Source organism: Anaeromyxobacter sp. SG64 (assembly GCF_022690745.1).
In the GTDB taxonomy this organism is placed as follows: Bacteria; Myxococcota; Myxococcia; order Myxococcales; family Anaeromyxobacteraceae; genus Anaeromyxobacter; species Anaeromyxobacter soli.
In genome coordinates, this window is the sequence record NZ_JALCZB010000036.1 from 1 (window position 1) to 23,970 (window position 23,970).

18 protein-coding genes are annotated in these 23,970 nt (G+C 72.2%); 2 read left to right on the forward strand and 16 right to left on the reverse strand.

Going from position 1 to position 23,970, the window contains the following annotated elements:
* From nifB to MNZ29_RS12560, 10 genes are all read right to left on the reverse strand, one after another.
* On the reverse strand, positions 1-895 hold an 895-nt coding region (gene nifB / locus MNZ29_RS12515), incomplete at its 3' end, for a nitrogenase cofactor biosynthesis protein NifB (protein WP_242355437.1).
* 7 nt (positions 896-902) lie between these two features.
* On the reverse strand, positions 903-1,166 hold the full coding sequence (gene fdxB / locus MNZ29_RS12520; RefSeq protein WP_242355439.1) for a ferredoxin III, nif-specific: 264 nt from the start codon (positions 1,164-1,166) through the stop codon (positions 903-905).
* A gap of 42 nt (positions 1,167-1,208) precedes the next feature.
* A complete protein-coding gene (gene nifX / locus MNZ29_RS12525) occupies positions 1,209-1,619 on the reverse strand; it encodes a nitrogen fixation protein NifX (protein WP_242341249.1) in 411 nt (136 codons plus the stop codon).
* 14 nt (positions 1,620-1,633) lie between these two features.
* Complete coding sequence (locus MNZ29_RS12530) at positions 1,634-4,387, reverse strand: bifunctional nitrogenase iron-molybdenum cofactor biosynthesis protein NifEN (protein WP_242355441.1); 2,754 nt, start codon at positions 4,385-4,387, stop codon at positions 1,634-1,636.
* 42 nt (positions 4,388-4,429) lie between these two features.
* Complete coding sequence (gene nifK, locus MNZ29_RS12535) at positions 4,430-5,899, reverse strand: nitrogenase molybdenum-iron protein subunit beta (protein WP_242355443.1); 1,470 nt, start codon at positions 5,897-5,899, stop codon at positions 4,430-4,432.
* A gap of 93 nt (positions 5,900-5,992) precedes the next feature.
* Positions 5,993-7,438: a nitrogenase molybdenum-iron protein alpha chain gene (nifD, locus tag MNZ29_RS12540; protein ID WP_242355445.1), complete on the reverse strand. Its 1,446-nt coding sequence runs from the start codon at positions 7,436-7,438 to the stop codon at positions 5,993-5,995.
* Between the two features lie 27 nt (positions 7,439-7,465).
* Entirely contained in the window at positions 7,466-8,335 is an 870-nt protein-coding gene (nifH, locus tag MNZ29_RS12545) for a nitrogenase iron protein (RefSeq protein WP_242341245.1), read from the reverse strand.
* A gap of 534 nt (positions 8,336-8,869) precedes the next feature.
* Positions 8,870-10,078 carry an HNH endonuclease gene (locus tag MNZ29_RS12550; RefSeq protein WP_242355447.1) on the reverse strand — a complete coding sequence of 403 codons (1,209 nt, stop codon included), beginning with the start codon at positions 10,076-10,078 and terminating at the stop codon, positions 8,870-8,872.
* A gap of 760 nt (positions 10,079-10,838) precedes the next feature.
* Entirely contained in the window at positions 10,839-11,297 is a 459-nt protein-coding gene (locus MNZ29_RS12555) for a GNAT family N-acetyltransferase (RefSeq protein ID WP_242355448.1), read from the reverse strand.
* Positions 11,298-11,325: 28 nt separating this feature from the next.
* Positions 11,326-12,885, reverse strand: coding sequence for a sigma 54-interacting transcriptional regulator (locus MNZ29_RS12560; RefSeq protein ID WP_242355449.1), 1,560 nt, complete (start codon positions 12,883-12,885; stop codon positions 11,326-11,328).
* 116 nt (positions 12,886-13,001) lie between these two features.
* Between MNZ29_RS12560 and MNZ29_RS12565 the strand changes: the two genes are divergently transcribed.
* A complete protein-coding gene (locus MNZ29_RS12565) occupies positions 13,002-13,790 on the forward strand; it encodes an NAD(+)--dinitrogen-reductase ADP-D-ribosyltransferase (RefSeq protein WP_242339319.1) in 789 nt (262 codons plus the stop codon).
* A gap of 10 nt (positions 13,791-13,800) precedes the next feature.
* Here the strand turns inward: MNZ29_RS12565 and draG are convergent, their stop codons facing one another.
* Positions 13,801-14,721: an ADP-ribosyl-[dinitrogen reductase] hydrolase gene (draG, locus tag MNZ29_RS12570; RefSeq protein WP_242355451.1), complete on the reverse strand. Its 921-nt coding sequence runs from the start codon at positions 14,719-14,721 to the stop codon at positions 13,801-13,803.
* A 324-nt stretch (positions 14,722-15,045) separates the two neighbouring features.
* Between draG and MNZ29_RS12575 the strand changes: the two genes are divergently transcribed.
* Complete coding sequence (locus MNZ29_RS12575; RefSeq protein WP_242339323.1) at positions 15,046-15,300, forward strand: hypothetical protein; 255 nt, start codon at positions 15,046-15,048, stop codon at positions 15,298-15,300.
* 15 nt (positions 15,301-15,315) lie between these two features.
* Here MNZ29_RS12575 and MNZ29_RS12580 read toward each other — a convergent pair whose 3' ends face one another.
* The 5 genes from MNZ29_RS12580 to fdnG all read right to left on the reverse strand — a co-directional run bounded on the left by MNZ29_RS12580 (position 15,316) and on the right by fdnG (position 23,719).
* Positions 15,316-16,491 (reverse strand): sorbosone dehydrogenase family protein, encoded by a 1,176-nt coding sequence (locus MNZ29_RS12580; RefSeq protein ID WP_242355453.1) that lies wholly within the window; start codon positions 16,489-16,491, stop codon positions 15,316-15,318.
* A gap of 105 nt (positions 16,492-16,596) precedes the next feature.
* The gene (locus MNZ29_RS12585; protein WP_242355455.1) at positions 16,597-17,406 is read right to left on the reverse strand and encodes a WecB/TagA/CpsF family glycosyltransferase; all 810 of its coding nucleotides are present in this window, start codon (positions 17,404-17,406) and stop codon (positions 16,597-16,599) included.
* Positions 17,407-17,474: 68 nt separating this feature from the next.
* Complete coding sequence (locus tag MNZ29_RS12590; protein WP_242355457.1) at positions 17,475-18,314, reverse strand: formate dehydrogenase accessory protein FdhE; 840 nt, start codon at positions 18,312-18,314, stop codon at positions 17,475-17,477.
* A gap of 83 nt (positions 18,315-18,397) precedes the next feature.
* Positions 18,398-20,620 (reverse strand): 4Fe-4S dicluster domain-containing protein, encoded by a 2,223-nt coding sequence (locus MNZ29_RS12595; RefSeq protein ID WP_242339330.1) that lies wholly within the window; start codon positions 20,618-20,620, stop codon positions 18,398-18,400.
* A 30-nt stretch (positions 20,621-20,650) separates the two neighbouring features.
* Positions 20,651-23,719: a formate dehydrogenase-N subunit alpha gene (gene fdnG / locus MNZ29_RS12600; protein WP_255840864.1), complete on the reverse strand. Its 3,069-nt coding sequence runs from the start codon at positions 23,717-23,719 to the stop codon at positions 20,651-20,653.
* Positions 23,720-23,970 lie beyond the last annotated feature (251 nt).

A 23,970-nucleotide genomic window follows, 5' to 3' on the forward strand; every position in this document is an offset into this window, starting at 1 on the left:
GGCACTGCCGGCAGTGCCGCATGACCCGGGCGTCCAGCTCGCAGGCCACCTGGACGCGCTCCAGCTCCTCGGCGGTCGGGCCCCGCTGACCGGTGCGACCGTAGTGCGTGCCGTGCTCGGGCTCCGAGATCAGCGGGACGAGGTTCACGAGGAACGCGCCGGCGCGGCGGACTGCCCGGGCGACGTCGGGGAGGTGCGCGTCGTTCACGCCCGGGATCACGACCGAGTTCACCTTCACGAGCACGCCGCGCGCGGCGAGCGCCGCGATCCCCTCGAGCTGCTGCGCGGACAGGAGCCGGGCGCCCTCGACGCCCCGGAGCTTGCGCCCGCCCCGCAGCACCCACGGGTAGATCCGCTCGCCGACGGCGGGGTCGATCATGTTCACCGTCACCGTCACGTGCCGCACCCCCGCCGCGGCGAGCCGCGCCGCGTGCTCGGGCAGGGCGAGGCCGTTCGTGGAGAGGCACAGGCGAAGATCCGGCGCCGCGCGCCGCACGCCCTCCAGCGTGGCGAAGGTGGCGTCCGGGTTCGCGAGCGCGTCCCCCGGCCCCGCGATCCCGACCACCGACAGCTCCGGGAGCTCCGCGGCGACCGCGAGCACCTTGCGCACCGCGTCCTCGGGGCGGAGCCGCTCCGACACCACCCCGGGCCGGCTCTCGTTCGAGCAGTCGTACTTCCGGTTACAGTAGTGGCACTGCACGTTGCACGCGGGCGCCACCGCGACGTGCACGCGCGCGAAGTGGTGGTGCGCATCCTCGCTGTAGCAGGGGTGATCGGCGACGAGCGCGGCGACGTCGGCGGGGAGCGCCGGCGGGGCGTCGCCGCAGCCGCGGCCGAACGTGCAGTTCGCCGCGGGGGGCGCGGCGTCGGGACGGGCGAGGACGGGCAGGCGCATGGCGTCCTCACGCCGCCAGGGGCTCGAACGAGAACGCGCCCTTCTTGCAGGTCCGGCCGCAGGCCTCGCAGCCGATGCAGTCGTCCGCGTTCTCGACCGCGGCGAACATCTTCGCGGACTCCTCCTCGTCCACCTCCGCCGGCGCGAGCACGCCGTGCGCGCAGATCTTGATGCACCGGCCGCACCCGATGCAGAGCTCGGGATCGATGTTCCGCACGAACCGTGGGGTCCACTCCCGCTTCCCGCGCGTCAGCCCCGTGATGAACGCCATGACCGTCTCCTCTCCCGTGTGGTGCGCCCTTCACGGCGCCGTTCAGTCGTCCTTCGCCTCGTCCGCCGGCGTCTCCGCCGCGGCGCCCGCTCCCGCGGGCGCCATCGCCTTGCGGAGCCACGGCGGCGGCCGGCCGCGCAGGACCTCCTGCAGCCGCTCGACCACCTCCGCCACGGCCACCTCGCCGCTCGTCCTCATCGGGTGGATGCGGCGCGAGACGAGCTTCGCCGCGGCGGGTCCGCCGATCTGCGCGGTGTAGACGATGGCGCAGCCGGCGAGCGCGCTCGCCCGCGCGGCGATGCGGTCCTCCTCGTCGTCGGCGCTCGTGATCGCGCTGACGCGCTCGAGGAAGCGGGCCGCGCCGGGCCCGATCTCCCACACGTAGAAGTGGTCCGCCCGCCCGAAGTGCTCGTCGATCCGCTCGCCCGTGGTGCTCGTGAACGCGATCCGCATGGTGACCTCCGCCGTCAGCTGTGCGCGAGCCGCTGCGCCTCGGTCGCGCTCGCCTGGAACAGGTTCGCCACCTCGAACACGAGGTTCATCGTGCCGCGGTAGCCGGCCCAGACCTTCTGGTGCGCGCCGAGCCGGTCGAACACCGGCACGCCCGCGCGCAGGTGGGCCTTCACGCCGAGCTTCGCGACCGCCTGGCGCCCGTTGGAGCTCGCGACGACGAGGTCCGCCCCCCGGGCCGCGGTCTCCAGATCCTCGAGGTCGCCGACGGACACCGCCCGCGCGGGCAGCGCGTCGAGGCCACGGGTCCGCGTCGCGGCGAGCGCGGCGCCGATCTCGCACCCCATCCCGTGCAGGAAGCGGGTGAGGCCCTTCAGGTGATCGGCCTCGAGCGCGAGCGCCACGCGCTTCCCGCCGAACGCGTAGTGGCTGTCCACCATCGCGTCCATGAGGCGGCTCCGCGCCCGGCGGAGCGCGCCGGGGACGGGCCGACCCGAGATCGCCGCGAGCGTCGCGACGAGCCGGTCCACCTCCCCGAGGCCCGTCACCGAGGTGAAGCCGTGGGCCGGGATCCCGAACGCCTCCTCCAGGCGGAGCGCGGCCCGGGCGAGCGAGTCGCCGACGTAGATCGTGGCGACGCTCCGCCCCGCGGAGCGGATCGCGTCCACCCCCACGCCGCCCGTCGAGAGCGGCGAGACCTCGTCGTCGATGTGGCCGTCGAGGGCGTTCGCGATGTCCGGGACGGCGACGACCGAGAGTCCGAACGCCTCGATCATGCCCTTCAGCTCCTCGACGTCGGCGGGAGTGAGGTGGGCGCCCGGGAGCAGCGTCACCTGCCCCGGGATCGGCGTCCCTCCCTCCGCGAGCGTGGTGACGAGGGCCTCCACCGCCGCGGCGTACCCCTCCTGCAGCGAGCCGCAGTAGTCCGGCGTGGACGCCCAGACGATGGGCACGCCGGCGTGCTCCGGGCGCTCCCGGCGGAACTCGGCGATCGCGCTCCGCACGTCGTCGCCCATGGTCTCGGTGAGCCCCGAGGTCATGACCCCGACGACGCCCGGGTGGAACTTCTCGATGACGCGCGCGAGCCCGGCCTTCAGGTTCCTCCAGCCCCCGAAGATGGCGGTGTCCTCGCTCATGGCCGTGGAGTTGAGGGCGATCGACTCCTTGAAGTGCCGCGAGAGCTGCAGCCGGATGAACGTCGAGCAGCCCTGCGCGCCGTGGAGGAGCCCGAGCATGCGATCCACGCCGAGGTACGCGAGCGTCGCGCCGAGCGCGGGCGAGTTCTTCTGCGGGTTCACCGTCGCGGCCTTGGCCGGCACCGCGACGCGCGACGCGGAGAGGTCCTCGGCGGCGAGCGCCGCCGCGTGGCCCCGCGCCGCCGCGCGCTCGGCCTCGAGGGCGGCCTCCGGCAGCTCCCAGGGCGCCCGCGCGGAGAGCGCGGGCCAGATGGGGTTGTTCACGGTGAGATCGAGCTGGCGGGCGAAGGTGACCATCCCCTCGTAGCCCGCGTACGGGTGCGCGCGGCCGTGGTTGATGTCGAGGAACGGCGTCCGCGTCTTGAGCGCGAGGAACTTCGTCTTCCCGCCCGCCACGACGAGGTCGGGCAGCTTCTCGCGCATGATCCCGAGGAGCCCGGCGGTCGAGGTGTCCTCGATGATGCGGGCGTCGCGGTGCATGAGCGCCTTCATGCGGTGGAAGTCCTCGAGCGTGGAGTTCTGCGTCCCCGCCGCGAGGATCTCGACGCCCAGCTCGCGCAGGGCGTTCACCATCGACCAGGTCTTCACGCCCCCGGTGAAGAGCACCGCGCGCTTGCCCTCGAGCCGCGCCCGGTGCGGCGCGATGCGCGCGCGGCAGCGCGCCTCCTCCTCGGCCACGAGCGCCTCCACCGCGTCGGCCATCGCGCTCGCCCCGTCGCCGCGCCCGCGATCGAGCTCGCGCGCGATGTGGCGCAGGGCGGTCGCGGTGTCGGTCATCCCGTAGAACGACTCCTCCAGGTACGGGATGCCCCAGCGCTTCTTCATCTTCCGCGCGAGGTTCGTGAGGCTCTTCGAGCAGATGATGACGTTCAGGCGGGCGCGGTGCGCGTGGCGCAGGTCGTCGAAGCGCGCGTCGCCCGAGATGCAGGACAGGATGCGGATCCCGAGCCGCTCGAAGAGGGGCAGCATCCCCCAGAGGTCGCCGGCGATGTTGTACTCGCCGATGAGGTTCACGTCGTACGGGGTCGTCGTCTCGGGCTCGGCCGTGCCGATCACGTGCTCGAGGAGGAGCTCGCCGGCGAGCCGGTTGCCGATGTTCTTGTCCCCGACGAACCCCGGGGTGTTCACCGGGATGACCGGGACCGGCACCTCCCCCGCGACCGACCTGCAGACGGCCTCCACGTCGTCGCCGGTCATCGCCGTGACGCAGGTGGCGTAGACGAAGATCGCCCGCGCCTCCGGGTAGCGCGACGCGAGGTCGACGATGGCGCGGCGGAGCTTCTTCTCCCCGCCGAAGACCACGTCGTTCTCGAGCATCTCCGTCGTGAAGCCGCGCCGGTAGAGCTGCGACCCGGAGGAGCGCGCGCCGCGGTTGTCCCAGGAGTTGCCGGCGCAGGCGATCGGCCCGTGCACGAGGTGGATGGCGTCCGTCACCGGCATGAGCACGACGCGCGCGCCGTCGAACGCGCAGCTCCGCTCGGTGCCCTCGCCGGGCTCGGACTTCTTGCAGAACCTCGGGGCGCCCTTCTCGCTCGTCTCGCAGTCGGGCGCGTCGTAGTAGTCGGGCCGCGGCATGGCCGCCTCGCTCGGGTTCGGGGTCGGGATCGAGCGCGGCCGCTACCGCATCATCTCGAAGAAGCGGTCCTCGCAGCCGTCGTCCTGGAGATCGATGAACTTGTTGCAGATCTCGGTGACCATGTTGACGACGCCCTGGTAGCCGACGAGCGGGTAGCGGTGCCTGTTGACGCGGTCGAAGATGGGGAAGCCGAAGCGGAAGAGCGGGATCTTCGCGTCGCGCGCGGCGAACTTGCCGTGCGTGTCGCCGATGAGCGCGTCCACCGGCTCCGTCACGAGCAGGGACCGCAGGTGCCACAGGTCCTTGTTCATGTAGACCTTCCCGTCCTTGCCGTAGGGCGAGGCGTCGAGCAGCGAGTGGAGCTCCTTCTCCAGCTTCTTCGAGCCCTTCGAGCAGAGGACGTGGACGGGCCTCGCGCCCATCTCGAGCAGGAAGGAGACGTAGCCGAGGAGGTAGTCGGAGTCGCCGTAGACGGCGAACCGCTTCCCGTGGACGTACTGGTGGGCGTCGGTCATCGCGTCCACCGCCCGGCCGCGCTCCGCCGCGAGCGCGTCCGGCACCGGCTTCTCGAACAGCTCCGAGAGCTTCAGGAGGAAGGCGTCCGTCTTGGCGATGCCCATCGGCATCGGCATGGAGACGTGCTTGCCGGAGTAGTTCTCCTTCACCCACCCGAAGGTCTTGGTGGTGGCGTAGGGCGCGACGGAGAGCGTCGCCTTGCCGTTGATGGAGTCGGCCGCCTCCTCGAGCGGGGTGCCGCCCGGATACAGGCGGTAGGTGCCGTCGAGGGGGGAGTCGAACGTCTCGGAGATGTCGGCGAGGAAGGTGTACGGGATCCCGAAGGCCTCGAAGATCCGCTTGTACTCACGGTAATTGCCGGTGTTCGCGTCGAAGCCGGCGATGAAGTTGAGCTTGCCGGTGCAGCGCCCCTCCACCGCCCTCCCCTCGGTCAGGGTCTCGAGGATGGCGCCGAGCATGGCGTCGTAGCCGTGGACGTGGGAGCCGCTGAAGCTGGGGGTGTTGGCGTAGGGGGCCGGGAGGTCCTTCGGGAGGTGCCCCTTGGCCCTCGCGTTCTTCAGGAACGACGAGACGTCGTCGCCGATGATCTCCGGCATGCAGGAGGTGAAGATGGCGATCATCTTCGGCGCGTAGAGCGCGCAGGCGTTCTCCAGCCCCTCGTGCAGGTTGTTCTGCCCGCCGAACACCGCGCCGTCCTCGGTCATGGCGCTGCAGACCGCCGGCGCGGGCTCGCGGAAGTGGCGGTTCAGCGTCGAGCGGTAGTAGGACGCGCAGCCCTGCGAGCCGTGCACGAACGGCAGCGTCCCCTCGAAGCCGTGGGCGCACAGCTCTGCGCCGAGCGGCTGGCAGGCGTGGGCCGGGTTCACCACCAGCGCCTGGCGCGCGAAGTTCTTCTCCCGGTACTCCGGCGTGTCGATCCAGGCGCGGACCCGCTCCTCGTCCTCGCGCGTGATCTCGCAGACGGGTTTGACGGTCAGTCCAAGGTTGTTCGCCATGTGTCGGTTCCTTCGGGCAAGCGGGTGGCGTTCCGTCCGGCGGGACGGCGGATCGAGGTCTCGAGAGGTGGCGGGGGCCGTGGCCCCCTCCGGCTAGAACGGCGACTTCACGAAGCCCCAGGTCGGGCTGTTGATCGCCATGTCGATGTCGCGCGCGAAGATCGGGAAGCCCTTGTACCCGTGGTACGGGCCGGAGTAGTCCCAGCTGTGCATCTGCCGGAAGGGCAGCCCCATCTTCTGGAACAGGTACTTCTCCTTGATGCCGGAGGCGACGAGGTCCGGCTTCAGGTCGTGGACGAACCGCTCGAGCTCGTACTCGGAGGCGTCGTCGTAGATGACCGTCGCGTCGGGCATCTCGGGGGCGGTCCGGTCGTAGTCGTCCGCGTGGGCGAACTCGTAGCCGGAGCCGACGACGACCATGCCGAGGTCCTCGTAGGCGCTGACGGTGTGGCGCGGTCGCAGGCCGCCGACGTACAGCATGACCTTCTTGCCCTCGAGGCGGGGCCGGACCTCCTCGATCACCTTCTGCATCATGGGATCGTACCTGGCGATGACCTTCTCCACGTTCGCCTTGATCCGGTCGTCGAACCGCTCGGCGAGCTTGCGCAGGCTCTCCTTGATCTTCGTCGGCCCGAAGAAGTTCAGCTCGATCCACGGCACGCCGTACTTCTCCTCCATGACCTTGCACATGTAGTTCATGGAGCGGTAGCAGTGGATGACGTTGAGCTTCACCTTGTGCGTCGCCGCGATGTGCTCCATCTGGCCGTCGCCGGTCCAGACGGCCTTCACGTTGAAGCCGCACTCCTCCAGGAGCGGCTTCGTCGACCACGCGTCGCCCCCGATGTTGTACTCGCCGATGAGGGCGATGTCGTACGGCGTCTCCGGCTCGGAGAACTCGCGCGTCTCGATGATGTAGTCGCGGATCGTGTCGTTGGAGATGTGGTGCCCGAGCGACTGCGAGACGCCGCGGAAGCCCTCGCAGTTGCAGGGGATGACCGGGAGGTCGAGCTCCTTCGACATCTGCTTGGCGACGGCGTTGATGTCGTCGCCGATGAGGCCGACCGGGCACTCCGACAGCACGGAGATGCCCTTGGCGAGCGGGAAGAGCTCCTTCGCCTCCCGCAGGAGGACGGCGAGCTTCTTGTCCCCGCCGTAGACGATGTCCTTCTCCTGGAAGTCGGAGGTGAACTGCATCGCGAAGTTGGAGACGCCGTTCACGCCGCTCATGAGGTTGCGGCGCGTGCCCCACGAGTACCAGCCGCAGCCGACCGGCCCGTGGGAGACGTGGACCATGTCGCGGATCGGGCCCCACACGACGCCCTTGGCGCCGGCGTAGGCGCAGCCGCGGGCGCTCATGACGCCGGGGACCGTCTTCCGGTTCGACTTCACGCAGGCGCTGCCCGACGCCTGGTCGTTCGGGGCGAGGTGCGGCGCGCGCTTCTTCTTCCCCTTCTCCGGATACGCCTCGAGCGTCCGGTCGATCATCGCCTGGGTCGACTCCTTCGTGATGCCGTCGACCGATTTCACCGAATTGGACATCGTCGTTCTCCTCGCCCGTGCCCTGCGCTACGCGCCCGCTGCCTCGGCGACTCCGACCTGCGACTCGTCCTCGTCCGCGATGATGCCGTACTGCATGAGCAGCTCCTCGAGCTCCTCCATCTGCAGCGGCCTCGGCACGACGAGCTTCCTGTTCTCGGAGATCTTCCGCGCCAGCTCGCGGTACTCGCTCGCCTGCTTGTGCTCCGGCGAGTACTCGATGACCGTCATGCGCCGCAGCTCGGCGCGCTGGACCTGGTTGTCGCGCGGGACGAAGTGGATCATCTGCGTCCCGAGCTTCGCCGCGAGCGCCTCGATCAGGTCCGCCTCGCGGTCGGTGTTGCGCGAGTTGCAGATGAGGCCGCCGAGCCGGACCTTGCCCGACGAGGCGTACTTCAGGATGCCGCGCGCGATGTTGTTGGCCGCGTACATGGCCATCATCTCGCCGGACACCACGATGTAGATCTCCTCGGCCTTGTTCTCGCGGATCGGCATGGCGAACCCGCCGCACACGACGTCGCCGAGCACGTCGTAGAAGACGAAGTCGAGGTCGGGGGTGTACGCCCCGTTCTCCTCGAGGAAGTTGATGGCCGTGATGACGCCGCGGCCCGCGCAGCCCACCCCCGGCTCCGGGCCGCCGGACTCGACGCACTTCACGTCGCCGTACCCGACCTTCAGCACGTCGGAGACCTCGAGGTCCTCGACGGTGCCGCGCTCGCGCACGAGGTCCATCACCGTCGTCTGCGCCTTCGAGTGCAGCATGAGGCGCGTCGAGTCGGCCTTGGGATCGCAGCCGACGATCATCACCTTCTTGCCGAGCGAGGCGAGCCCCGCGACCAAGTTCTGCGTCGTCGTGGACTTGCCGATGCCGCCCTTCCCGTAGATCGCGATCTGCCTCATGTCGTCTCGTTCTCCTCGCGGGGACCGTCCCGCGCCGTGTTCGCGAGGAGAGAGAGCAAGGGCCGTACCGCGGCCCCGCGCGCGAATCCTGCGCGCCCGGGAGGCGATCTGCCCCCGCGCGCGCAAGGCTCTCGCGCCGCGCGGCGCCGAGGCCTCCGCGCGTGTTCGACATCGGACGCTGCTCGCTGGGTGAAACCCGACATCACGTGCGGAACCCGACAGCGGGTCTTATGACCGGGGGCTGCGCCCTCAGGATTCGTCACATCTTCGGCTGCTGAACCGAGGGAGCGGCTTCGGTCGGCCGAGCGGCGCACCGCGCGCTCCGGCTGGGCATCGACGGGTCAGCACGCGCGCGCCGGAACGCTCCGGGCGGAGCACTGCGGGCGGCAGAGCGGTGAGCGTCACCGGCGGGGGCGCAGGGGTTCGGAAGCCCGGAAGTACGCGAGCGGCGAGTCGTCGCTCTGGCCGCGCGGCCATGCGACCCAACCCCGGTTCGCCGGAGGTTCTCCCAACTCCGGGCGGGCTGCCGCAGGGTCACGGCGCCCACATTCCCAGCTGCCTGACGGGACGCAGCGGCGCCACGTCAGCGCGCGAGAGCGACGATGGCCCGTCGCCCGCGTCGCGGCGGAAGCGATCCATGTGCTCGCGCCCGAAGGTGCTCTCTGCGTGAAGCAGGTTGTGAGCTCGGCAGGCGAGCCGAAGATTCTCGATCGTGGACGGTCCCCCGAGGGCGGCGGGCTGGATGTGGTCGAGCTCGAGCTTCCAGCGGCTGTTGCAGCGGCAGCCGTCCGGGCCGACCCAGGCGCAGCGCCCGCCGTCGCGCGTCCACACCGCGCGGCGCACTATCGCCGGGATCGTGGTCCTCGCGGCCGGCGGCTTCGCCGCGGTCTTCTTCGACGCGCTGGCAATCGTCGTCCCGGCCTGCTTCGCTCTCTTCGTCTTCCGCTCCGGCGCGACCGCGCCCTTGCGCTTGCCGTGCTTTTCGATGGCGCAGCGGATCGCCTCGTGGAGCACCGCCGCGAGGTCGCCGTCCGGGACCTTGTGCGACAGAAGCGACCGGAGCGTCTCGAGGTCCTCCTTGCAGGCGCGGTCGAGCGTGACCCGGAGCGACCAGTGGCTCTCCGAGACGGCGAGCGTCTCGGCCCGTCGCTTCGGCTGCGCTGCGGGGGGCGGGGGCCCCGGCAGAGCGCCGGCCGCGGGTCCCGGATCGAGGGTCGGCTTCGCGGTGCCGGGCTCGGTCGCCGTCTCGGCCTGCCCGGCATCGGAAGCTGGGAGCTGCAGCGCTGCGCTTCCCGCGGTGGGCGCGCGTTCGGTGAGCTTGCGGAGGCCAGCACGCGGAGCGGTGCGCGCCTGGACGGAGGCGACGAGGTGCTCGACCTCGGCCCGGGTCCGGAAGGCGGCGCGAGCGAGGAGGTCGTCCACGTTCTCCTCGGTGAGCACCTGGCCGAGGAGCGCGACGGTGGAAAGGCAGAGACGGCCATCGCGGAGTGGGGCTTCCAGTGTCGGAAAGCGTCGCAGCACGCGCATCGCCTGGATGCGCCGCCCGGCGGCGCCCTCGCGGAGGTGGAGCGCCTCAAGGCAATAGGCCCACAGGGACGCATGGCCGGCTTCAACGAAGGCGCGGCGCCGATCGAACTCGTCGAGGTGCAGGAGGAAGTCGACCTGAACGTTTCGTTCCTCTCCGGCGAGCTCGCGCAGGCGGATCGCGAGCGCGTTCGATTCGAGAGCAGCGGGCGCAGACATGGGTGTGCACCTCCAGTACACCCTTCGTAACACGCGATTTCCGGAGCTCCGGAGACGCTCCAGGCTCGCGCCTGCGCGGCGTTCTCCGCTGCGCCCTCGTCGGAGCCTCAAACCGATCGGCGCGCGCTTCACGCGCGGGGCACGTTCGCGAGAGCGGCCCTCCCGCGCCTACTCATATGCCGAGCGCGATCGAAGCGAGAAGGCGTCAATGGGAAATGTCTCACCCACCGCATCTGGGACGTCTTGCTTCGTCGCGAGAAGAGCCGCGGCACCGACCGGCACTACCGCTGGCGATAGTTGTCACCCAAGGTGAATACGGTCGACCTTCCGCGACGCTCCAGGGCGTGCTTCGGGGCGAGCTGCGGAGGCGCCTTCGAGAAGTCCGCGAGCTCCCCGCGCGAAGTCACGCCGTCGCTGGGCCCGGTTCGACCACGACGAGACGCTCGCCTGCTCCGCCGCCTTCCCGCGTTCATCGGGGTCGAGCACGAGCGCGTGCGCCGACCCCGTCGATGCCCCGAATCCGTCATGCGCACGGAAGCCGTGGTCGAAACACCCGCCGCTCGTCCGGCGAGTACCCGAACTTGTGACGAATGATGAGGGCTGCGCCCCCGCCCCGCCGAGCAGAGCTCGTCGGGGCCCCACCCCGGCGCGCCGGGTCCCGTGCGCCGCCGCGGGCGGCTTCGCCGCCATCGCGGTGGCGCCCCGGCGGACTCGCTTCGCTCGTCGACTCGATTTCCGGAACATGATGCGCCGTTCAGGCTCAGCGGCCGCCGCGCCGCAGGCACACGAGGCGCGTCGCCCGCCAGCCCGTCCGCGCGTAGAAGGCGAGGGCCGGGTCGTTCTCCCGATCCGCGAGGAGCTGCAGGCGCGACGCGCCGCGCGCGGCGGCCCAGCCCTCGATCGCCTCGAGCAGCCGGCGCCCCACGCCGCGTCCGCGCTCCGCCGCCTCGACCACCAGGTCCTCGACGAGCGCCGCCGGCCCGCCCTCCGCGGTGGAGACGACGAGCTGGGCGGTGACCATCCCGACGACCTCGCCCCCGCGCTCGGCGACGAGCACCGCGCGCCGCTCCGGCTCGCCCAGCATGAGCGCGAGCCCGCGCCGCTGCCGCTCCGGGTCGGGGCGGAAGTCCGCCTCGATGGAGAACAGGATCCCGAGGAGCCGCGCGAGCGGCTCCGTGTCCGCGGGGGTGGCCCCCCGGATCCCGACGTCGTCGTCCACGTTCACCTCCGCGCGGCGCGCGGGCCGTTCAGAACCGCTCGACGGCGATCCCGTACTTGCGGACGCGCCAGTCGAGCTGGCGGACCGTCATCCCGAGCAGGCGCGCCGCCTTCGCCTTCACGAACCCGGCGCGCTCGAGCGCGAGCCGCACCTCGCGCTCCTCGCCGGCCGGGACGGCTCCTTCCGCCGCCGCCGCGGGCGGCGCGTCCAGGCCCGCCGCCCTCGCCCTCGCGTCGCGGACGCACGCGCACGCGTCCCCCGGCGCCTCGCGCGCCGGCTCGAGCCCGAGGTGGGCGGCCCGCAGCACCGCCGCCTCGGTCGAGACGATCGCCGCCTCGAGCACGTTCCGGAGCTGCCGGACGTTGCCCGGCCAGTCGTGCGCGAGGAGCGCCTCGAGCGCGTCCCCGCCGAGCCGCACCTCGCGCCCGTTCTCCTCCGACAGCTCGCGGACGAGGTGCTCCGCGAGGGCCGGGAGGTCCTCGCGCCGCTCGCGCAGCGGGGGGAGCAGCACGGTCACGACGGAGAGGCGATGGAAGAGGTCGAGCCGGAACTCGCCTTCCTTCACGGCGGCGTCGAGATCGCGGTTCGTCGCCGCGACGATGCGGACGTCGACGGTCACCGGGCGCCTCCCCCCCACGCGCTCGAACTGGCGCTCCTGGATGGCGCGGAGGAGCTTGGCCTGCGCGGAGAGGGACAGCTCGCCGACCTCGTCGAGGAACAGCGTCCCGCCGTCGGCGAGCTCGAAGCGGCCCTTCGTACCGGCGGCGGCCCCGGTGAACGCGCCCTTCTCGTGCCCGAAGAGCTCGCTCTCGAGGAGCGCCTCCGGGAGCGCCGCGCAGTTGAGCGCCACGAAGGGCCGCCCGGTGCGCGGGCTCGCCTCGTGGAGCGCCCGCGCGACGAGCTCCTTCCCGGTGCCGCTCTCGCCGCGCACGAGCACGGTCGCCCGGCTGCGGGCGACCCGCTCGACGCGCTCGAGCACCTCGCGCATCCGGCGCCCCACCCCCACCATGCCCGGGAGCCGCGCCTCGGGCGCGCCGGCCTCCTCCTCCAGCACCGCCCGGCGGCGCGGGTTCTCGAGCTCCTGCAGCCGGACGCGCGCGCCGATCATGCCCGCGAGGATCTCGAGGAAGCGGAGGTCGCGCTCGAAGGAGATGGGGCCCGCGCTGTGGCGCCGGTCGACGGTGAGCACGCCCAGCGTGGTCCGGCCGTGGCGGACGGGGACGCCGAGGAACGCCCGCGGCTCCTCCCTGAGATCGCGCCAGGTCCCGGTCCGGTTGAGGAACAGCGGCTCGTCCCCCACGTCGGGCACGGCGATGGGCATGCCGGTCGCGAAGATCCGCCCGATGATCCCCTCCCCCGGCCGCAGGCGCCCGAGGATCCGCTCGCGGTCGCGCATCTCCGGCGCCGCCTCGATGAACACCTCCCCCGTCACGGGGTCGAAGAGCGAGAGGGTCCCGTTCTCCATCCCGAGCTCGAGCTGCAGCACCGCCAGCGTCGCGTCCAGGGCCTCGCGGAGATCCGTCGCGAGCCAGAGGACGCGCGCGGCGTCGTGCAGGGCCTGGACCTCGCGCGCCTCGCGGCCGTGCATGCCCTCCCCCATCGCAAGCGCGGTGCCAGCGTCTCGAGCGGGCGAAAGGGAGGCGCCGGTTCTTGCAGGACGCCGTGAACACGGCCGGATCCCGCGGGCTCCCGGCGCGACCGACCATGACGATCTCGCTCAACCGCTGCAACCTGCCTCCCTGGGTGATCGCGAGCTGCCAGTTCAACGAGCACCCCGTGCCTCTGGAGATCCAGGGCGTGCGGTCCTCGAACGCCTTCCTCTTCCGCGCGCTCGACGCGCTCGACGATCCGGTCGCGCGGGCGCTCATGTTCGACGACTGGCTCTCGGTGCGCTTCCAGCTCCACCACTGGGCCGAGCAGGCGACCGCCTCGGCGCGGCGGAGCCTCAAGAACTCCTACCTGCGCTTCCTGCGCGGCTGGGGCGTCGACGCGTCGAGCGTCGAGGGCGCGGTGCTGAAGGGCTGGGTCGAGAGCCGCATGGGCCTCCCGCCCTGCTTCCACCGCGCGCCGATCCGCGCCGTCGACGGGCCCGAGTACGCGCGCTACGCGCAGGACCGCACGCGCGGCAGCGCCTGCACGAGCGCGATCCTCGACCAGCTCGACCTCGTCTACACCTTCACGCAGTACGAGCTCGCGCGGCGCCGCCCGGGCGCGCGCTGGGTGACGCTCTGGCGCGGGGTGAACGATCCCGGCGACCACGAGATCGTCTCGCAGGTGGGCCGGCACGAGTGGATCGTACGGCTCAACAACCTCTGCTCGTTCACCGACGATCGCGAGCGCGCGTGGGAGTTCGGCTCGACCGTGTGGGAGGTGCGGGTCGCGCTCCCCCGCGTCTTCCTCGCGCCGGACGTGTTCCCGCGCGCCATCCTGCGGGGCGAGCGCGAGTGGCTCGCCGTCGGCGGCGAGGCGCGGGTCCGGCGCGTGCTCTTCTGAAGCTGCCGACTCAAACCCGCGGCGGCTCCCCGCGGCCGACGGGTGACAGCTCCACGAGGCGCGTCGAGAGCCGCCCGAGCTCCTCCACGAGCCCGGGGTCGAGCCGCCTGAGCCAGCGCCGCGGGATGGCGTCGGGACCGTGGTACGCGCCGGCGATGGCGCCGGCGATCGCCGCGGTCGTGTCGGCGTCGCCGCCCTGGTTCACGACCGCGATCAGGCACTCCTCGAACGATCGTGTCGCGAAGAAGAAGTGGAGCACGGTCTGGAGCGTGTCGACGACGTAGCCGGTGGCGAGGCCCGGGTACGGCGCGAAGCGGAAGCGCGGCTCGGCGCTGACGAGCGCGGCCGCGGCGGCGCCCAGGCGGCGCAGCGAGAGCCCCAGGCAGCCGAGCTGGACGAGCTCTCCCACGAGCAGGCACGCCGCGTCGGACAGCGGGTGGTGGTGCGTGAGGTGGCCCTGCTCGAGCGCGACGCGGCGGAGCATCGCGGGATCGCCGAGCGAGAGGAGCGCGACGGGCGGCATCCGCACCGCCGCCCCGTTGCCCGCGTCGCCGTCGTGCGGCGGCCCCTCGAGCGTGCCGTCGAGCATGTAGCGGCGGAGGCCGCGCCGGCAGGTCGAGCCGACGTCCACCGGTCCGGACCGGAGCCAGCGGGCGAGCGCGTCCGCGGCGCCGCGCAGGGACCAGCTCCCAGCGGCGTCGATCGCGCGGGCGAGGCAGAGCGACATCTCCGTGTCGTCCGTGACGGTCCCCGGCCTCAGGTGGAGCCAGCCGCCGCCGGTGATCTCCCGATGCACGCCGAGCGAGGCGCGGATCTCGCTCGCCGTCATGAACTCGACGGTCGCGCCGAGCGCGTCGCCGACCGCCGCGCCCAGGAACGCCGCCCGGGCGCGGTCGCGCACGTCGGGGAGATGCAGGGAGAGCGGTGGCACGAGCGCCAGCCCTGCGAGAAGCGTACCCCGGTCGCCGCGGTGGCGCTCCTCCCGCGCCGACGCGCTGGAGGAGTCTCGTCGAGCGGGACGACCAGGGCGCGACCACGGCTCTAGTGGTGAAGTCGTCCCCGAGCCGCGAAGCGGAGGCCGGGTCGCCTCGCCCGTCGCGGCGAGCTCTGGGTGTGGCCAGCGAGCGATAGACCCCCCGGCCGCTGTGGCCAGGGTGCGGGCCATGGGCGACCTATCTGGGGGGGTCACGCCCTGGCGACCGGGATCTAGCTTCGGAGGTCTGCGGCCGAACAGGCGGCCGCGCCAGGTGACACCATGCCCGTCGGGATCGCGCTCCTCACCCTCTGCGCCGCTTTCGTGATGACGCTCGCCCTCGCGTCGCGCCGACGCCGCCGGACGCGGGCGCTCCCGGGTGGGCTCGACCTGGCCTCCACGGCCGACCTCCTCCCGGCCGGCCTGAAGCACCTCGGCGCAAGGCTCAACGAGCCGCTCTCCCTCGGGCTCCGCATCCCCGCGCCCCATGCGGGGACCGCGCAGAAGCGGCTCGGCCAGCTCATCGGGCTCCGCTGACCCGAGGCGCCGCGCTCACCGCGCCACGATCCGCGCCACCACGTCCTTCTCGGGCGGGCAGGTCCCGCGGCCGTCGCAGTTGCTCGTCGTGACCCACACCGCGCCGTCCGGCCCCTGCTGAACGTCGCGGACGCGGCCGAGCCCCTCGGGCGGCTCGCCCTGCAGGTAGACCTCGTGCGCCTGCACGCGTCCGTCCTCGCGGAGCACGATCCGGTGCAGGTGGCGCGCGCCGAGGATCCCGACGAGGAAGCTCCCCTTCCACGCCGGGACCGCCTCACCGCGGTAGACGCTCCCCCCGCCCGGCGGCGCCGCGCGGCTCCAGACGATGGCCGGTGTGGTGACGCCCTCCCCCGTGTCGCAGGAGTACACGTCCGGCCAGCCGAGGTTCGCGCCGGCGCGCGCGACGTCCACCTCGTCGTGCCCGCTCCGGCCGGTGTCGCCGCTCGGGCCGTGATCGCCGACGACGAGCGTCCGCGCGTCGAGGAAGTCGAACGCCTGCGTGTTGCGGATCCCGAGGAGGAAGACCGGGCTGCCGGGGAACGGGTTCCCGTCCGCGGGCGCCCCCTCCGTCGTGACGCGCAGGAGCTTTCCGCCCAGTGAGCCGCGGTCCTGCGCGCGCGCCGGCTCGCGCGCGTCGCCGGTGCCGACGTAGAGCTGGCCGTCGGGACCGAAGCGGAGGCGCCCCCCGTCGTGCACCACGGCCGCCGGGATGCCGTCGAGGATCACGCGCTCGACGCGCGCCGAGCGCCGATCCTCGGCGAGCAGCCAGCGGGTGACGCGGTTCACCCTGCGGCCGTCCTCGTCCGCCGTGTGGTACGTGTAGAAGCGGCGGTTCTCCGCGAAGCCGGGGTCGGCGGCGATGCCGAGCAGCCCGCCCTCGCCCTCCGCCACCACCGGCACGGTCGCGACCGGCTCCGCCTCGAGCGCGCCGCCGCGCAGGAGCCGGATGCGCCCGGGCCGCTCGGTGACGAGCGCGTCGCCTCCGGGGAGGAACGCGATCGCCCAGGGCACCTCGAGGCCCGTCGCGACCCGCTCGACCCGGATCGGCACGGTGCCCGCGGGACCCCAGCCGTCCTCCACGAGCGTGCAGCCCGGCGCTGCTGCCCCGTCGCCGCTCGCGGCCGAGCCGCCGCAGCGCGCGCTCAGGGCGGCGAGGAGGCAGGCGGCGGCGAGCGCACCGGGGCGGTGCATCCTGCGGTTCTGCTTGTGCGCCGCCACCCGCGCCGCTCCCGTTCGCGGGGCGACCCCGGCCGCGCGAGGCGATCGCCCGGCCGCACGGCAGATCGCGCACGCCCCTCAGCGGGTGCGCGGTCCCGGAGCGCGCGCGGCGCGGCGCGCCTCGCGCCAGCTCCGGACGAGGACGGCGGTGAACGCGGCGTCCTCGACGAGGTAGCGGCGCCACAGCCGGCGCGGCTCGCGCAGGAGCCGGTGGAGCCACTCGAGGCCGGCGCGCGACATCCAGGGCGGCGCGCGCGGCACGGTCCCCGCGACGAACGCCAGGCTCGCGCCGACGCCGAGCACGACCGCCGGGCGGAGCAGGTCGAGGTGGCGGTGGATCCAGAGCTCCTGCTTCGGCGCCCCGAACGCGGCGAGGACGAGGTCCGCGCGCGCGGCGCGCACCCGCTCGGCGGCGGCGCGGCCCGCCTCCTCCCCCGCGGGTGAGGGATCGAGGGTGGGCGCGTCGACGCCGGCGATCGTCACCCCGGGATCGCGCGCGAGCACCTCCGCCGCGCGGGCCGCGTCCCCGGGCGCCCCACCGACGAGGTAGAGCCGCCAGCCGCGGCGCGCCGCCCGCGCGGCGAGGGGAACGACGAGATCGGCGCCGGCGACGCGTTCGGGGAGCGGCGTGCCGAGGAGCCGCGAGGCCCACACGAGCGGCATGCCGTCGGCGACCGCCAGGTCCGCCGCGGCGTAGGCGGCGCGGAGCCGCGGATCTCGCTCCGCCTTCACGACGTGGTCGACGTTGGGCGTGAACACCGCGCCGCCCCGTCCAGAGAGGACCAGCGCCTCGATGGCGTCGAGCGCCCCCTCGCGGTCCAGCACGTCGATCTCGAGGGAGCCGATGCGGACGCGGCGAGGTGCGGCCGGGGCGCGGGCGTTCGTCACGCGCCTCTTTTCCCGCGGGCCCGCCCCGCGCGTCCACTTTTCCGGAGGGGCCGGCGCCGGTCTCCGCCTCAGGCCCCGAGCTCGTAGAGCGACACGCCGAGCCGCTCGTAGCCGCGCTCGCGGGCCAGCACGTCGAGGTGCAGCGTGGGCCAGTCCGCGAGGACGAGGTCGAGGTCCCGCGTGCCGGTGTACGTCTTCACGTAGCCCTTGCACTGCTCGCACACGTCGAGCCGGAGGCCCGGCTCCTGATCGATCTCGAGGACGCCGAGCCGGTGGGCGTCGTCGTTCCCGCAGAAGGGGCAGGCGACGCGCTTGAACGCCCAGCGCGTCCGGCAGGCGCCGCAGGCGAGCCTCCGGCCGCGGCCCTCGGCGACCGTCACGAGCGCGCCCATCGTCGGAGCCGAGCCGCAGGTGGGGCAGTCTCCGCGGCCCCAGCGCTCCTCGTCGCGCCAGCGGTCGAACTCGGCGACGACCGGCGCGAGCACGTGCTGGAGCGCGGTCCAGCCCAGGTAACGGACGAGGCCTCCGCCCTCCGTCTCGCCCTTCTCCAGCGCGCCGCACACGAGCCACGCGATCGCCGCCTCGGACGCGCGCGGATCCTGTCGGAGCTCCTCGTCGAGCGCCCGCGCCCCCTCGGCGATGGACGGGGGCAGGTCGGCCGCCGCGACGCGCGCCACGATGGTCCGGAGCGCGGCGCCGCCCTCGGGCGCGACGTCGAGCTGGGCGCGCGCGCTGCGCAGGAGCGGCACGCCCGCGGCCAGATCCGCGACGTAGGCGTCCCACGCCGGGCGGCGCGTCAGCGGCGCGGCCCCCGCGGCGGCGCCCTCGACGAGCGCCTGGAAGGCCGCGACGCCCTCGAGGTAGGGGTGGCTCTCGATCCACTTCTTCGTCGCTGCGTCGTTCGTCATCGTCCGGTGATCCTAGCAAGTGAAGAGGCCCCCGGCCGCGAGCGACCGGGGGCCTTCGGAACGGAGCCGCGCGAGCGGCCCTGCTACGCGGCGGCGTCCGCCCCGCGATCCGCCTCGGCGGCCGCAGGGCCCTCCTGCTTCGGCAGGACCGGCATGTGCCGGGTCGCGAGGCCGAAGAGGAAGATCGTCGCGGCGACGAGGCCGATGGAGATGCCCCACTCGACGACGCTCGGGAAGTAGCCCTGTGGCGCGATCTGCGGCGCGGCGCCCTTCAGGTCCATCGCGAACACCACCACGTTCATGCGGTTGAACACGACGCCGAGGGTGGCGAGGAGCGAGCCGAGGAACAGCGTCCTCGGGTTCGCGCGCAGCCTCGCCGAGCCGAGGACGGCGAGCGGGAGGAGGCCACCCACGAGCAGCTCCGCGGCGAGCAGCCCCGCCTTGGGGCCGGTGAGCGCCGTCGCGAGCTCGCCGCGGAACGCGAGGTCTCCGACGCGGAACGCGAGGTAGGTCGCGAGCGCGAAGAACGCGATCTTGCCGAGCGACGCGAGCTGGTCCATGCGGAGCGCGCGCTTGAAGCCCTTCGCGATCCACATCTCCACGAGCACCATGAGCGCCACGCCGGCCGCGACCGCCGAGAGGAAGAAGTAGACCGGCATCACCGGCGACCACCAGCCCCTGGCGAGCTTGTCGGGCATGAGGAGGAACAGCGACCCGAGCGAGCTCTGGTGCATCGTGGAGAACGTCACCGCCGCGATGGCGAGCATGATCGGCTCGGCCTTCTTGCCCGGCTGGGCGCGGAACGCCCAGGCCATGAAGCCGAAGGTCGCCGCGGCGAGGCCCGTGTACACGAGGTTGCGGGACATGAGGTACACGAACGCCGAGATGGCGAAGACCACGTAGGCGGGCGACCAGCGCTTCCAGGTCTCCATCGCCCCCGCGAGGCCCCACCGCTCGAACGGCACCGGCAGGAACTCCGCGAGGAGGACCGTCACGTAGAGGCCGACGCACCAGGAGACCTCGAACATCGCCGAGTGCTCGGGGGCGTTCAGCGCGAGCTGCCAGAAGTGCCACGGCAGGCCGAGGTCGGCGAGCAGCGTCACCGTGACGAACGAGTAGCTGAGGAGCCCCATGAGCACGGCCGAGCGCCCGATGGAGTAGAGGTCCTTCCGCTGGAACACGTAGATGAGGCCCGCCGTCGCGAAGGCGCCGGCCGCGACCGCGATCCAGACGAGGTCGAAGACGATCCAGAGCCCCCACGCCCAGGTGTCGGAGAGGTTCGTCGCGCCGCCGAGGCCCAGCGCGAACCGGGCCACGAACGAGCCGCCGCCGAAGGCCATGAGCGCCGCGAGCAGGATGTTCGCGGGCGTCCAGAGCTTGGACTTCACGGGCGCGAACTCGACGTGGGCTTCGTGCGCGTCCGGCTTCGCGGCGTGCGCCGCCTTGAGCTGCCTCGGCTCCATCCTGGCGACCTCCTCGCGCCGCTTGTGCAGCGCGTAGGCCCCGCCGAGCGCGGCGCCCACGCCGATGACGGCGGGCGGCACCGCGCCGAGCGCGACCGCGCTCCGCCGCGGGAGGGGCTCGGTCCCGACCTGCGGGAACCCGAGCGTCGAGAACGGCACGGAGGCGAGGTACAGCATGTTCGTGCCGCCGGCCTCCTTCTCTCCGTAGACGTGGTCGACGTACTTCCCCGGGCTCGCCGCCATCCGCTCGCGGGCCTCGCGGAGGAGCTCCTCGCGGTCCCCGAACTTCAGCGCCCCCGCCGGGCACTGCTTCACGCAGGCCGGCAGCGCGATCGCCGCGGCGAACCGCTGGTGATCCTCGCCGGTGAGCGCCTCGCCGTTGCGCAGCGCGGGCGCGGGCTCCTGCGCCCGGCCGTGGCACATGTCGCACTTGTGGATCTTCGGCGCGAGCGAGTCCCACTCCGCCATGGGCACGCTCCACGGGCAGGCCCACATGCAGTAGCGGCAGCCGATGCACTTCGACTCGTCGTAGACGACCGGCCCTTCCTTGGTCTTGTGGATGGCGGTCACCGGGCAGGCCGACGCGCAGGCCGGCTCGTCACAGTGCATGCACTGCCGCTTCGCGAAGACGTACTGCAGCCCGCCCGGCGCGCTCGGCGCGTCGACCTCGTGCGGCGTGACGACGGTCAGGGTCTTCGCGGAGAGCGTGAGCGGGTTCTGCAGGCCGACGGAGGGGTTGAGCTGCGTGCGCTCCGCCGGCATGTCGTTCCACTGCTTGCAGGTGACCTGGCACGAGCGGCACCCGATGCACTTCGTCGTATCGATCAACGTGGCGTTGCTCATGGTCTTGTCCTTTCGGCGCGTCGCAGCCGGCTACCGCTGCGCCACCGCCTCCTCCACGGGCACCACGTTGACGAGGCAGGCCTTCGTCTCCTGCGTGCCTGCGCCCGGATCGACGGCGTCGATGGTCAGCACGTTCGTCGACGGGCCGGTCGAGAGCCCCTTGAACCCCCAGTTGTAGGGCATCCACACCACCGGCACGTCCTGGCCGGCGATCTTCATGACCTGCATCCGCTTCGTGACGACGGCCTTCACGACCATCTCACCGCGCGCCGACGAGACCCGCACCTTGTCGCCGCCCTTCACGCGCAGCTTCTCGGCGAGCTGGGTCGGCAGCTCGACGACGCACTCCGGCTGCAGCTCGTTGAGCCACGGCACGTTGCGGGTCGTGGACCCGGCGCACCAGTGCTCCGCGATGGACGACGTCATGAGGACGTACGGGAAGTCCTTCGCCGTGCCGACGGGCTGCTTGCCCGGGACGCGCGGGTACTTCACGCACGGATTGTGCTGGGCCTTCGGGTGCAGCACGTTCGCGACCGGGCTCTCGATGGGCTCGTAGAACTCGGGGAACGGGCCGTCCTTCGGCGTGTACGAGCCGTCGCGCGGCAGCCCCTTCTCCTTCGCGTCGGGGTCCTTGTAGACCGCCGCCATGAGCCGGCCGATGCCCTCGCCGTTCATGCGGAACGCGCGCTGGCCCTCCGGCGTCTCCGGGCCCTTCGTGGCGTCCGGCACGTCCGGCGTGTCCACGCCCTTCCACTTCTTCTCGGTCGCGTCCCACCAGACGAGCGGAGTCGTGCCGGGCCAGGGCTTGCCGTCCGCGTCGCAGGAGGCGCGGTTGTAGAGGATCTTCATGTTGCCCGGCCAGGTCCACGCGAAGCCCGGGAACATGCCGAGCCCCGAGGGATCGGTCTTGGCGTCGCGGCGCTTCGAGAGGTTCTTCCCGCCGCCGAAGACGCCCGCGTAGATCCAGGCGCCCGAGGAGGTCGAGCCGTCCGCCTGGAGCTGCCCGATGCCGCCCACGAAGGCGCCCGGCTTCAGCACCTTGCCGTCGGGGAGCGTGACCTCCGAGAGGACGCGGCCGCTGATCTCCTGGAGCACCGCCTCCGCCGTGTGCTCGGCGGGGTAGTTCCAGACCGCCTTCGCGAGCGGCTCGTCCTTCGGATCCGTCGAGCCCGCGTACAGGTCCCGGACCTTGCGGAAGACCGTGTCGATGATCTCGAGGTCGGCCTTCGCCTTGCCGGGCGGCTTCACCGCCGCGTAGCGCCACTGCACGAGGCGGCCGGAGCCGCTGATCGTGCCCTCCTTCTCCATGAAGTAGGCGGCGGGGAGGAGCAGCACCTCGGTCTTGATCGCCTTCGGGTCGGCGCCCGGCCGCTGCCAGAAGCTCGCCGTCTCCGTGTCCCAGAGCTCCTGCACCACGAGCATGTCGAGCTTCGACAGCGCCTCGTGCACGTAGTTCAGGTTCGGGTTCGTGACCATCGGGTTCTGACCCACGGCCCACAGGAGCTTCAGCTTCCCGGCGTAGGCGTCGTCGATCATCCCGAAGACGGTGTAGTCCTTCGCGCCGTTCTTCTTCGGGAGCCACCTCCAGCCGAAGTCGTTCTCGGCGGTGGCGTTCTCGCCGAACCACGCCTTGAGGCCGTTGACGGTGAACTTCCGGCGGAAGGTGCCGTTGTCCTTCGTCCACGCCTCGAGCGTCGGGTGGTTGTGGTTCGGCGCGTTGATGTAGCCGAACATGTAGCCGTTCAGGACGGACATGTCGCAGGCGCCCTGGACGTTCGGCTCGCCGCGCAGCGCGTTCACGCCGCCGCCGGCCTTGCCGATGTTGCCGAGGAGCAGCTGCAGGATGCCGTAGCAGCGGATGTTCTGGATGCCCACCGTGTGCTGCGTCATCCCGAGCGCGTACAGGATCGTGCCGGGGCGGTTGTTCGCGAACGTCTCGGCGATGAGCTTCACCTGCTCCGCCGGCACGCCGGAGATCTCCTCGGCCACCTCGGGCGTGTACCGCGCGAAGTGCGCCTTCAGCTTCGAGAAGACGCAGCGCGGGTCGTCGAGGCTCGCCGCCTTCTTCGGCTTCTGCGTCGCCGCGTCGAGGTCGTACGCCCACGAGGCCGTGTCGTACTTGTGCTTGTCCTCGTGGTAGCCGGTGAAGACGCCGTCCTCGAGGGCGAACTCGTCCTTCGCGAGCAGGAGCGCGTTCGTGTGCAGCTTCACGTACTCCGCGTCGTACAGCCCCTGCTGGAGGACGTGGTTGATGACCGCCCCGAGGAACGCGATGTCAGCGCCCGGGCGGATGCGCGCGTAGATGTCCGCGATCGACGAGGTGCGGTTGAACCGCGGGTCGACGTGGATGATCTTCGCGCCCTTCTCCTGCGCCTTCCGGATCCACTTCATCGACATCACGTGGTTCTCGGCGGCGTTGCTGCCCTCGATGAGGAACACCTTGGCGTTCTGCAGATCCGCCCAGTGGTTCGTCATCGCGCCACGGCCGAACGTGGCCCCCAGACTGGGGACCGTGGGGCTGTGTCAAAGTCGGGCCTGGTGCTCGACGAAGTTCGTCCCGAAGAGCCTCCCCATCTTGTTCCAGAGGTAGCACTCCTCGTTCGTGTTCTGCGCGCCGCCGAGGAAGCCGATCGCGTCGGTGCGGTTGACCGGGTACTCGACGTCGCCGTCCCGCTCGGTGGCGATCCAGGTCGAGTCGCGGACGTCCTTCACCTTGCGCGCGAGCTTCTCGAGCGCCTCCTCCCAGGAGAGCTCCTGCCAGCGATCCGAGCCCGGCGCCCGGTACAGCGGCGTCTTCACGCGCCGGTCGGACTCGTGGGTCGCCTGCATCGCGGCGCCCTTCGAGCAGAGCGCGCCCTGGTTGATGACGTGGTCCGGGTCTCCCTCGAGGTTGACGAGCTTGCCGTCGACCACGTTGCAGACCATCCCGCAGCCGCAGGAGCAGAAGTTACAGGCGGTCGTGAACTGCTTCGCGCCCGTGAGCTTCAGGTGCCCCGTCGCCGCCTGGACCTTCGACGCGCTGAACCCGAGCTCGGCCAGCGCGAGGCCGGCGCCGCCGCCAGCCGTCAACTTCAGCCAGTTTCTTCTGCTGATGCTCATCGCTTCCCTTTCCGGTGACTGCTGCCGACTGCTGCTGGAGTGCGAAGCCTTCGCGACGACCGCCGCATGTACCTGACTGCTCAGGTCTTTTTTGGCCTTCGTGCGTCGGGACGCCCCAGAGCAAGACACCTGCCAGCGGGCGGAGGCGAAACGGTTGCGCCGCCGCGTTCCGGAGACCCGGCGCGCGACGGAGTTTGCGGGGCCGGCGGCCGCCTCAGGCGGCCGGACCGTCACAGGTGTCACGGGTGCGC

Excerpts from the sequence above, each read along its gene's own strand:
- MNZ29_RS12550 (WP_242355447.1), bottom strand. The coding sequence starts at position 10,078 with ATGTCTGCGCCCGCTGCTCTCGAATCGAACGCGCTCGCGATCCGCCTG.
- MNZ29_RS12595 (WP_242339330.1), bottom strand. The coding sequence starts at position 20,620 with ATGAGCAACGCCACGTTGATCGATACGACGAAGTGCATCGGGTGCCGC.
- nifH (WP_242341245.1), bottom strand. The coding sequence starts at position 8,335 with ATGAGGCAGATCGCGATCTACGGGAAGGGCGGCATCGGCAAGTCCACG.
- MNZ29_RS12590 (WP_242355457.1), bottom strand. The coding sequence starts at position 18,314 with ATGACGAACGACGCAGCGACGAAGAAGTGGATCGAGAGCCACCCCTAC.
- nifK (WP_242355443.1), bottom strand. The coding sequence starts at position 5,899 with ATGGCGAACAACCTTGGACTGACCGTCAAACCCGTCTGCGAGATCACG.
- MNZ29_RS12565 (WP_242339319.1), top strand. The coding sequence starts at position 13,002 with ATGACGATCTCGCTCAACCGCTGCAACCTGCCTCCCTGGGTGATCGCG.
- fdxB (WP_242355439.1), bottom strand. The coding sequence starts at position 1,166 with ATGGCGTTCATCACGGGGCTGACGCGCGGGAAGCGGGAGTGGACCCCA.
- MNZ29_RS12580 (WP_242355453.1), bottom strand. The coding sequence starts at position 16,491 with ATGCACCGCCCCGGTGCGCTCGCCGCCGCCTGCCTCCTCGCCGCCCTG.
- MNZ29_RS12530 (WP_242355441.1), bottom strand. The coding sequence starts at position 4,387 with ATGCCGCGGCCCGACTACTACGACGCGCCCGACTGCGAGACGAGCGAG.
- nifX (WP_242341249.1), bottom strand. The coding sequence starts at position 1,619 with ATGCGGATCGCGTTCACGAGCACCACGGGCGAGCGGATCGACGAGCAC.
- MNZ29_RS12560 (WP_242355449.1), bottom strand. The coding sequence starts at position 12,885 with ATGCACGGCCGCGAGGCGCGCGAGGTCCAGGCCCTGCACGACGCCGCG.
- nifD (WP_242355445.1), bottom strand. The coding sequence starts at position 7,438 with ATGTCCAATTCGGTGAAATCGGTCGACGGCATCACGAAGGAGTCGACC.
- MNZ29_RS12575 (WP_242339323.1), top strand. The coding sequence starts at position 15,046 with ATGCCCGTCGGGATCGCGCTCCTCACCCTCTGCGCCGCTTTCGTGATG.